Source organism: Candidatus Thiosymbion oneisti (assembly GCF_004359955.1).
Lineage (GTDB): Bacteria > Pseudomonadota > Gammaproteobacteria > Chromatiales > Chromatiaceae > Thiosymbion > Thiosymbion oneisti.
Map to the genome: position 1 here is coordinate 122,880 of NZ_SMSC01000013.1, position 6,169 is coordinate 129,048.

Here is a 6,169-nt window from a genome sequence, read left to right on the forward strand (position 1 = left end):
CACGGATCAGTGTCCATCCGTGTGAATCCGTGGTTCTTCCAATCCCACTCGTCCGGCCAGAACCACCAGCAGTGGTGCTTGGTGGGCGTGTGGCGGCCCAACAGGCCGCCCGGTGGGTTTGGAGTAGACAGACGACCTGCCTTGGTCATCGAACGGAAATCGGCGATTCGGTAGCCGGTGATTTAAGCGGCGTTTGTACTCGGACGACCCCGACCTGTCCGCCGCCAGGCAAGCGCCGCATAGCGCGTTTATCGAGGCCGTTCTTCACGGCAACCAATAGACCAAGTCCGATAAAGGCCCCCGGGGGCAAGATGGCGAACAGGGCCCCTTGGAAATCCGGTCCCAGATTCAGCCCGAGCCCCTGAGCGGCATCGCCTAGCAATAGATGGGCCTGATGGAAGAGGGTGCCTTGCCCGACCAACTCGCGCAGACCGCCCAGGGTCATCAACACCAGGGTAAAGCCGACGCCCATGCTCAAACCATCCACCAGAGCGCGATCCAACGGATTCTTCGAGGCGAATGCCTCGGCGCGGCCGATGATGGCGCAGTTGGTGACGATCAGTGGGATGAACAGCCCCAGCACCTGATGGAGCGCGTGGAAATAAGCCTGCATCCAGAGCTCGACCACGGTGACCACGGAGGCGATCACCAGCACGAACACCGGGAGCCGGATCTCCGGGCGCACCAGGTTACGGATCAGGGAGATGGTGAGGTTGGATAAGACCAGCACCGTAGTGGTTGCCAGCCCCATACCGAGCCCATTGGTCGCCGTCGTGGTGGTCGCCAGCAGCGGGCACAGCCCCAGCAGGGCCACCAGGGCCTGATTGTTGCGCCACAGGCCGTCGGCGGCGATTTCTCGATAGGATGTGACGGACATCAGGATTCTCCCGTTGCCTGCGGGGTCACCACCGCGGGCCGGTCGTAAAGCGATGCGCCCCGTTGCTCGACGAAGCGCAGGGTGTCCTTGACCGCCCGGACGATGGACCGCGGGGTGACGGTGGCGCCTGCAAACTGGTCGAACACCCCGCCGTCGCGCTTCACCCTCCACTGGGCTTCCGGCGGGTTGCTCAAAGACTTGCCGGTGAAACCCAATATCCAGTCCGACTTGGCGAACTCGATCTTGTCGCCGAGTCCGGGGGTTTCCTTGTGCGCGAGCACACGCACTCCCCCCAGAGTGCCGTCTGCCAGGACGGAGATCAGCAGCTTGATGGGCCCCATGTAGCCGTTGGGGATGACCGGATCCAGCACCACCGCCAGCGGCTTACCGCCCCCGCGGATGCGGTAGACGCGGCTGATTGGACCGCCCAGCAGATCCGGGGCGCTGACCTCGATGCGGTCTTGCAGGGGGTCATTGTCCATGTGCTCGCTGGGGATGATGGCCGCTACCTTGCGCAGGGTGGCCGCCCGCTCGTTAGCGGCGATGCGCTCCACCGTCAGGGCGTGGGTAACGGCTACCAGGCTAACGCCACCCACGGCAAAGGCGCCGAGGATGAGACCGGCGATCATGCCGGCACTTTGCTTCACCTTATTCTTCATGTTTATTTTGCAATTCCATACTCTAATTCATACAACACCACCGATGGAATCGCAATTTCTTTCGGGGACCCTTCAAGAAACTTTTTCGGAACATTTCCCATTCCTTTGAAGAAATAGATTAATGTATTTGTATCAATGACATACATTACAGCTTCTCGCGATTAGCATCTTTCCCTTGAGCTGACCGAATATCATCTATATCCGGAAAATTCTCCCATGTCCCTACCAGCTCTACAATAGATTGAGGCCATTCATTTGCGACCTTTTCCTGAATTAGCTTTGCGATCCACTTAGCGGGAAAACCGCTTTTCCGGGTCCACGTGCATGGCTTTGTTAGGAATGGTTTGAACCTGCTTCCTTTCGCCCCAAACATTCAGAAATAAATTCCAATACGGATGCTTCGATACTTGCCCTTGCAAACAGACTTGAAATGTAACGATGGATGATATGGATTTTCTTTTAGCAACACATAATTTTCACGCACAAGATTCTGAGTGCTTATTGGAAGATTACAAAACATCTTCCAGAACTTACTTGATGCGTAGTGTTTCAAATTTCTGTTGCCTTGCCTGATCTGTATTCATACAGTGCTTCTTCTGCCAAGGCATCAAGCTTTCCTTCAGCGGCATCTTTTTCAATTTGAGCATCCCATGCATTTGCGTCGAAAGCCAAAAACCAGCGACGAAATTCAGAAAGATCTTCGGTCGATAAGTTTTGAATTTCGGTTTCTATTGTTTCCAATGTCATCATTTCTGATTGCCTGGCAAGCTGGATACGTGATCGAATCGGGCTTAAGGACTAACAGTTTTCTTAAATCGCACGCAGACTTTCATGTGTTAGACCGCATGCGATCTAACACACTAACTCCCACCATGCAGGAAAACTCCTCTGCTGGTGGAAGTGTACCACTCACCCCGGCAAATCCGACCTCCCCACCAACCACTGTCCACAGCACGGGCGCATTGGCGGCCTTCGCGGATGGCCCAGACCACCAGGGATTGGCCGCGGTGCATGTCGCCGGCGGTGAACCGGAGAGGGAGGTGTGACAGGCATCGGGGCCTTCGGTTGGGGCCTAAGAGGCTGTCTAAAAAAGGACCGTAGGCCGTAGGCTGGGTTGAGGAACGAAACCCAGCTTTTACGGGCAAGCCTGGTTTGGCGGGTTTCGTCCACTCGATCCAGCCTTAGTCTTTAGACGGCCTCTATGACATTACCGCGCCCGCCCGGCGAGCCCAACGTCCTAAACAAAATGGGTGTTCTTTTTTGCCCACGAGGGCTCAACTCATCACGCCGCCTGTTTGGCCGCAAATACCGCTCGCGCAGTCTGGATGCCACGCAGATATTTGGCCTGACGCCGGGCGCAGAGATTCGCAAGCGATGCCGGTGCGCCGACCGCCGTTCCGAACGCCTTGAGAAGACGTTCAGAATAGCCGATAAACTGCTTCCCATCGATGTCTAGTCGCGCGAGGATCTTAGGTTCTTGCGCATCAATGTACCCACGTTTATCCGCACGTAACGCCCGGCCCGTCCAATCGACCAACTCCAGGTAATCATCAAAGGCAAAGGGTACTGCCCAGGGGGTCTGTGCGGTGGCATCGAAGGGCATCAGCGGGACCTGGGGTAAGACTTGCGTCTCGGCTTCCGGCCGTAATTGCTCCCCATCGAGCGTTACCCCGGGATCATTGACCGTCGTGGTCTCCTGCAAGCCGGCTTCAGATGTAACTTCCTTCGGCAATCCGCCGACACGCTCTTGAATCGAGGTGTAGTCCGAAGTCTCCGGCGTCTCGGCTTCCGGTAAACTGCACCAGTTGAGGATCCGCGGCCCATCGCCCGCCACGGCATTGCTTTCTCGTCAGCAGCGGCTCTTGAAACGACTTAACTTCCAGAAACGCCCCTTCACGCCCCATCCATAAAACGGTAGCCCGGCGAGGCGATGGCTGGTTTGAGGGTGCGCTGACCGGACAAATCCGTGCCGTCAGGCTCCGTGGAGCCGCGGCGGCTCGACTCGACGTCTGCCGCCACAAACATACCCGCCCGTGACGCTGAGGAAGTAACGTCTCGCAATAAAGGCCGGTGAAAGCACTGTCCAGCGTCTCCGCTTTCTCTATCGACCCTCCACTTAGCCCGTTCCGATCATTTACGCCGCGATGTGATGGTGATTTGCTCTCATCACCGCATAGGCGGCCACATCGATGGCAAACAAGGCGGCAAAGCTGCTGCATGCGCTCGACAATCAGCCGGCGATGGTTGAAATTCAAACCGAGACCGGTCCTCGCCACAGGAAGGCACGACACCTACGGCGACATACGCGAGGTGCGATACCAAGAGTTGTCCTCAAGCGAGACAAGAGCTGAGCAAGGGCGGTCATGAGTAGGTTCTCAGGAACCGGTAATGGCGGATGGGGAGATAACCAAATAAGTGCTGGGTGTCCTTTGCGCTTTGGTACTGGTGTCCTTTTACTTTCATGTTTGATACAGCGCGGGCGGCGCACTGACGACCCTCGGATGAAAGCCCACACTACCAGGGGTTGGCCGCGGCGCATCATCGCCGCGGCGGCGAGGCATCAGGGATAGAGTTAATGTGAAGTAGGCATCGGGGCCTTCGGTACGGACGACGTTGCCCGAAACCGAACTGACCTTGATTCTTGGAGCATCCCGGCATGGATCGGATGCGCGAAACCCATGGCGAGGGTGACCAGATCGGCTTCTAAGGAGAACTCGGAGCCCGCGATTTCGTTCATCTGCCAGCACCCGGCAGTGTCCTTGCTCCACTCGACCTGGATGCACTCGAGTCCTTTGAGATTGCCCTTGCCGTCATCGACAAATCTCTTGGTCGCCACGGACCACCTGCGTTCGCTTCTTCCGCAGGGTGCGCAGCATTAGACCAATCGAGACCCAGGTCTGGCTTACCGGTACTAACCTCCGGGGGTTTGGGCAGGATTTCGAGCTGGGTGACGGATTTGGCGCCGTGGCGGTTGGCGGTGCCGATGCAGTCCGAGCCGGTGTCGCCGCCGCCGATAACGACGACTTGTTTGCCTTCGGCGCTGATGAATTCGGCGTCCGGGACATGGATGCCTTGGACGGATGGGGGTCCTCTTTCTGTCACCCATCGAGCTCGACCTCCCAAACAAAGTGGGTGTCCTTGATCATGTCCTGTCGCACGTCCGCGTGCAGGGCAGTGTGCATGGATTATGGATTATCGCTGCGGCAAAATACGTTGTCGCACCTCGGCAACATAACGCGGTCCGTGCACCCGAAAGTGCGGTTTTAACCAGGCGAACAGTTGCGCATCAAAGATAGAGCCGTTTCCGCTTTTGCGCATCAGCAATCAATCCGGGTTCCGGTCCGCAAAGGTGTGGTAGGCCTCGGAACAAAAAAAGCAAAAAAAGAGCAAAAAAAGGACACCCATTTAAGAGCAAAAAAAGGACACCCATTTTGTTTCCCCTTCCAAAACGGTAATTTTAAGATTTGCATGTCGGAAACGGCTTCGTTGCCTCTTCCAGGATTGTCAAGATGTTAGGTTTTTCGACGCCGATAACCTTGTTTGGAAGGTGTTTGTGATGAGGAAATTGCGTCAGGGCTGGAAAATGTGGGGTGCTGTCATAGCGGAACAGTAGCTTGGCTGAGACATCCTGACAGTGGTACCGGTAGTCCAGATGCCGCAACCGTCCTTCTTCGATGCAGACTGCTTCGTTCACTTCCAGCAATCGGCCTGAAGTGAACCGGATACGAATCCGCAGGTTGGCCCTGAGTGGGGTGATGATTTCTTCCTCGTAGCGCTTGATGTAGACATTAGGCAGACAAGCTATGGCTGACTCGATCCGTTCGAGATAGGCCGTCAGGACTTCATGCGGCATGACGAAGTTGTTTTTCCAATGCCGCTTTTAGGGCCAGGTAATGGCGGTAGTCGTTCACCCAGTCGATCAAATCCGCTTCGTCGGGTAGCTGTCCATTGCTGTAGCGGTCAAAAAACTCCTCGGAGCTCATGGAGCGTTGGCTTTCAAACAGGCTCAGACGCTTGGTGATAGCTACCAGGGCGTCCAAAGGGGAGCTGTATTCGGTCCGTTGTTTGCGCATACCGGTTGTCATATCGGGTTCGAAATCGAGCCAAAATCCTTAAGGGACTGAACGGTCAGGGCAAATCCGACCTCCCCATCAACCACTCGTCCACCGCGCGGGCGCACTGGCGGCCTTCGCGGATGGCCCAGACCACCAGGGATTGGCCACGGCGCATGTCGCCGGCGGCGAATACGCTAGGGAGGGAGGTGCGGTAGGCGTCGGGGCCTTGGGTGGGACCTTTGACATTGCTACGCCCGTCGAGCTCGACGCCCAGCTCTTCCAGCATACCCGCCTGGACGGGGTGTAGAAAACCCATGGCGAGGGTGACCAGATCGGCCTCCAGGGAGAACCCGGAGCCTGGGACCTCGGTCATGCGCCAGGCCCCGGTGTCGTCTTTGGTCCAGTCTACTTTGATGCATTCGATGACCTTGACCTTGCCGCTGCCGTCATCGACAAATGCCTTGGTGGCTACTGACCACATGCGTTCGCAGCCTTCTTCCTGGGAGCTGGAGGTGCGTAGCTTGTTGGGCCAATCCGGCCAGGTAAGTCCCTTGTTTTCTTGCTCCGGGGGGCGGGGC

The 6,169-nt window shown here is 56.9% G+C and carries 10 protein-coding genes; all 10 read right to left on the minus strand.

The genetic code is table 11. The features are described 5' to 3' along the window. Nucleotides 1–145: 145 nt before the first annotated feature. Complete coding sequence (locus tag E1958_RS09425) at nt 146–877, minus strand: electron transport complex subunit E (protein ID WP_133511654.1); 732 nt, start codon at nt 875–877, stop codon at nt 146–148. Further along, nucleotides 877–1,536 (minus strand): electron transport complex subunit RsxG, encoded by a 660-nt coding sequence (gene rsxG / locus E1958_RS09430; protein ID WP_207787894.1) that lies wholly within the window; start codon nt 1,534–1,536, stop codon nt 877–879. Before rsxG ends, E1958_RS09425 begins: the two co-directional genes overlap by 1 nt. Before the next feature lie 2 nt (nt 1,537–1,538). Then, nucleotides 1,539–1,682 carry a PIN domain-containing protein gene (locus E1958_RS09435; protein ID WP_133511655.1) on the minus strand — a complete coding sequence of 48 codons (144 nt, stop codon included), beginning with the start codon at nt 1,680–1,682 and terminating at the stop codon, nt 1,539–1,541. Between the two features lie 403 nt (nt 1,683–2,085). Then, on the minus strand, nt 2,086–2,286 hold the full coding sequence (locus E1958_RS09440) for a hypothetical protein (protein ID WP_133511656.1): 201 nt from the start codon (nt 2,284–2,286) through the stop codon (nt 2,086–2,088). A gap of 532 nt (nt 2,287–2,818) precedes the next feature. Beyond that, nucleotides 2,819–3,370: a hypothetical protein gene (locus E1958_RS09445; protein WP_133511657.1), complete on the minus strand. Its 552-nt coding sequence runs from the start codon at nt 3,368–3,370 to the stop codon at nt 2,819–2,821. 59 nt (nt 3,371–3,429) lie between these two features. Then, on the minus strand, nt 3,430–3,555 hold the full coding sequence (locus E1958_RS21640) for a hypothetical protein (protein WP_279512427.1): 126 nt from the start codon (nt 3,553–3,555) through the stop codon (nt 3,430–3,432). A gap of 714 nt (nt 3,556–4,269) precedes the next feature. Then, the gene (locus E1958_RS20850) at nt 4,270–4,638 is read right to left on the minus strand and encodes a hypothetical protein (protein ID WP_133511658.1); all 369 of its coding nucleotides are present in this window, start codon (nt 4,636–4,638) and stop codon (nt 4,270–4,272) included. Nucleotides 4,639–4,993: 355 nt separating this feature from the next. Further along, a complete protein-coding gene (gene tumE / locus E1958_RS09455) occupies nt 4,994–5,389 on the minus strand; it encodes a toxin TumE (RefSeq protein WP_133511659.1) in 396 nt (131 codons plus the stop codon). Further along, entirely contained in the window at nt 5,379–5,621 is a 243-nt protein-coding gene (gene tumA / locus E1958_RS09460) for an antitoxin TumA (RefSeq protein ID WP_207787990.1), read from the minus strand. The genes tumE and tumA overlap by 11 nt, the downstream gene beginning before the upstream one ends. Nucleotides 5,622–5,664: 43 nt before the next feature. Continuing rightward, nucleotides 5,665–6,169, minus strand: a 505-nt coding sequence (locus tag E1958_RS09465; RefSeq protein ID WP_341765486.1) for an FAD-dependent oxidoreductase, incomplete at its 5' end; no start/stop codon positions are given.